The sequence below is a fragment of the Roseicyclus sp. genome, assembly GCF_052168335.1.
Lineage (GTDB): Bacteria > Pseudomonadota > Alphaproteobacteria > Rhodobacterales > Rhodobacteraceae > Roseibacterium.
In genome coordinates, this window is record NZ_JBQLZP010000171.1 from 6,464 (window position 1) to 9,608 (window position 3,145).

Sequence of the window (3,145 nt, forward strand, 5' to 3'; positions counted from 1 at the left end):
ATTATCCCTTCGACGAGCGGGATCTTTTCGAGCGCGAGGACGCGCCGCGGCTCCACTTCGTCGAGCACAGTTTCGCGGGCGATCCGACCAACTGGTTCATTCCAAATGCGCCCGCTGCGGCCGCGATGCTGCGGAGCGCGGGCTTCATCCTCGAGGCGCGCCCCGCGGCGGACGTCCTGCTCTGCCGCAGGGGAGAGCGTCCGTCCATGGTCCCGCCGCCGCCGCTCTGACGCGGCGGCGCGAGCCACGGAAAACCGATCGAATTGTGCGGGACGGCGCGGGCGCCGCGGCGATACGGCGACATGGCCCGAGGCTATCGGCGCTGCCGTTCACCCAATCTTCAGTCTGCTGAGGTTTCTTCCGTCGCGAGGGGTGTGTCCGACACCGCAGGGCGAAAGGAGCTCTCATGCGTTTCACGATCCTCGCCGTCGCCGCGGCGATCCCGGCCGTGCCGGGTTGCGCCCACGACCACGAGGCGGCCCTCATGGCCTATCTCGACAGCGAGATACGCCGCTGGTGCCAGTCGGAGGAGATCGTCGCCGCCATCCGGCGCGGGAACGCGGATCATGCAGGCATCGATCGGGCCCGTATCCGCGAGCTCGACAGCGCCTGGCACGCGGAGATCGGCGCGGCGGAGACGCCGACGATCAGCCCGGTGATCGAGGGGCACACCGCGGACTTCCTGCGCGCGCGGGTCGCGGCCGCGGGCGGCGTCATCACGGAGGTCTTCATCATGGATGCTCACGGGCTCAACGTCGCCGCATCCGCCGCCACTTCCCAGATGTGGCACGGCGACGAGGCGATGTTCACCGAGACCTTCGGCACCGGCGCGGACGCGATCCACCTCGGCGAGGCGAAGCTCGACGAGTCCACCCAGACCTACGAGGCGCAGATCTCGCTCACCATCGTCGATCCCGCGACCGGTGCGCCCATCGGGGCGATCACCGTGGGCGTCGATGTGCACGCACTGCTCTGAACACGGGGCGCGGATCGTGACGAGACATGGTAGATCCGGCCTCCGTGGCCTTGTCGACGCGACGCTCCACGCGAAGTCCATCGCGGTGATCGTCGGCATGGCGGCGCTCGCCGCCTGCGTCCTGTCGATCCTCACCATCCGCAGCGTCACTGCTGTGGCCGACGGCGGCGTGCGCGCGCTCGCCGTCGAGATCACCTCCGGCCTCGCCGATGCGAACGGCGCCGCGCTGCGCTTCGGCAATGCCGCGGCGGTGGACAGGGCGCTCGGCCGGATCGTGACGACCTCCGGGGACGCGCGTCACGCCATCGCCGTCAATGCACGCGGAGAGATCGTGGCCGATGCGGGCGATGCCCCCTCCGATGCCGCCGGCGCGCTGCGCGACCTGGCCCGGGCCGCGGCCGCGGAGCGCAGCATGCAGGTCTCGCGCGACGGGTTCCTCGTGGCCCACCCGGCCTTCGCCGGGACGGGCGGCACGACGCTGGCCGGGGCCGTCGCCGTCGCCTGGACGCCCGAGGCTCGCCGCGCGGCGGCGCGGACCGGGCTGATCGTCAACCTCGCCCTCTCGGCCGCCGTGCTGGGGCTCCTCGTGATGGGTGCCGCGGCGCTCGTCGACCGCTTCGTGTCCGGCCCGATCTGCCGCCTCGCCCACGAGGTCGCGACCCTCGGCGCCGGCAACCACGCGGCGGAGCTGCCCTTCGTCGATCGCGGCGACGAGATCGGCACCATCGCGCGCAACCTCGCCGCCCTTCAGCACCGGCTCGCCGAAGCCGCCGGTGCCGCGACCACCCGCGCCGAGGTCGAACGGGCGCAGAAGCACGTGGTCGAGGAACTGACGGTCGGCCTGCAGACCGTGGCCAACGGCGACCTCACGCGGCGGATCGAAGCGCCCTTCGCGCCGGAATACGAGAGGCTGCGCGCCAATTTCAACGAGACCGTGGACACGTTCGTCCGCGTCATCCGGGAGATGGCCGGCAACTCCGAGACGATCCGCCAGAGCGCGGAGGCCATCGCGCGCAGTTCGTCCGACCTGTCGGGACGGACCGAGAACCAGGCCGCCTCGCTCGAGCAGACCGCCGCGGCCCTCGACATGATCACCACAAATGTCGAGGCCTCCGCCGGCAGCGCGCAGGACGTCGAGAAGATCGTCGTGGAGGCGCGTGCCCGCGCGAGCGAATCGACGGGTGTCGTGCAGGAAACGGTCGACGCGATGGCGCGCATCGAGGAATCCTCGCGACAGATCACCCGGATATCCTCCGTGATCGACGAGATCGCCTTCCAGACCAATCTGCTTGCCCTCAACGCGGGCGTGGAGGCCGCGCGCGCGGGCGAGGCGGGGCGCGGCTTCTCCGTCGTCGCCAACGAAGTGCGCGCGCTGGCCCAGCGCTCGTCGGACGCGGCCAACGAGATCAAGGCGCTGATCGCCGAAAGCTCGAGCCACGTGGAACACGGCGTCCGCCTCGTGGCGAATACCGGCGCCGAACTCGGCGAGATCACCGAACGGGTGGCCGAGATCTCGGGCCATGTCGAGGGCATCAGCAAGAGCACCCGAGAGCAGTCCGTCAGCCTCGCGGAGGTCAACGCGGGCGTGGCCCAGCTCGACCGCGTGACGCAGCAGAACGCGGCGATGGTCAGCCAGGCCAACGACGCGAGCCAGGTCTTGCGCGAGGAAGCGAAGGCCATGGCCGAGATCATCGCGGTCTTCAGGCTGCCCGCCGGCGCCCGGGCCGTCGAGCCGCAGGCGCGCGCCCGGGCCATCGAGCCGCAGGCGCGCGCACGAGCCGTCGAGCCGCAGGCGCGCGCCTGAAACGTCGAACCGCCGGCCGGCGCGGGCCGGCTTGCGGTCCAGGGCAAGGCCGGCGGCACGCCGCGCGCGCTTGCCTGACGCGGTCTGTGGCCGGACGCGGCACATGGCCTGACATGGTCTGTGGCCGGAGGCGCTCGGTTGCCTGGCGCGGCCCTTGGTCACCGGACGCGGAACTCTTGCCTGACTTTGTCCGTGGCCGGACGCGTGCGGTTGCCCGACGCCTTGGGGGGCGCGGCCAGGGCGGCCCGCGCCAAGGACGAGGACCGCCACGGCGCCGACCTGCGCGGCAACGCGTCCGCCGTCATGCCCGCCAAGGGTGGAAAGGGCAGCGCGGCGCGCCCGGGCTGCCGCTGCCTCGGTCCGCC

General features: G+C 71.9%; 2 protein-coding genes and 1 pseudogene. All 3 read left to right on the top strand.

Going from position 1 to position 3,145, the window contains the following annotated elements; genetic code table 11:
- A pseudogene (locus ACTS11_RS05310) lies at positions 1 to 230 on the top strand (TIGR04290 family methyltransferase); the annotation flags it as partial.
- Positions 231 to 406: 176 nt separating this feature from the next.
- On the top strand, positions 407 to 976 hold the full coding sequence (locus ACTS11_RS05315; RefSeq protein ID WP_442639300.1) for a hypothetical protein: 570 nt from the start codon (positions 407 to 409) through the stop codon (positions 974 to 976).
- A gap of 16 nt (positions 977 to 992) precedes the next feature.
- Positions 993 to 2,780 carry a methyl-accepting chemotaxis protein gene (locus ACTS11_RS05320; RefSeq protein WP_442639301.1) on the top strand — a complete coding sequence of 596 codons (1,788 nt, stop codon included), beginning with the start codon at positions 993 to 995 and terminating at the stop codon, positions 2,778 to 2,780.
- Positions 2,781 to 3,145: the final 365 nt, after the last annotated feature.

What these genes read in the sequence shown, in the direction of transcription:
- ACTS11_RS05315 (WP_442639300.1), top strand. Translation starts at nt 407, where the DNA reads ATGCGTTTCACGATCCTCGCCGTCGCCGCGGCGATCCCGGCCGTGCCG.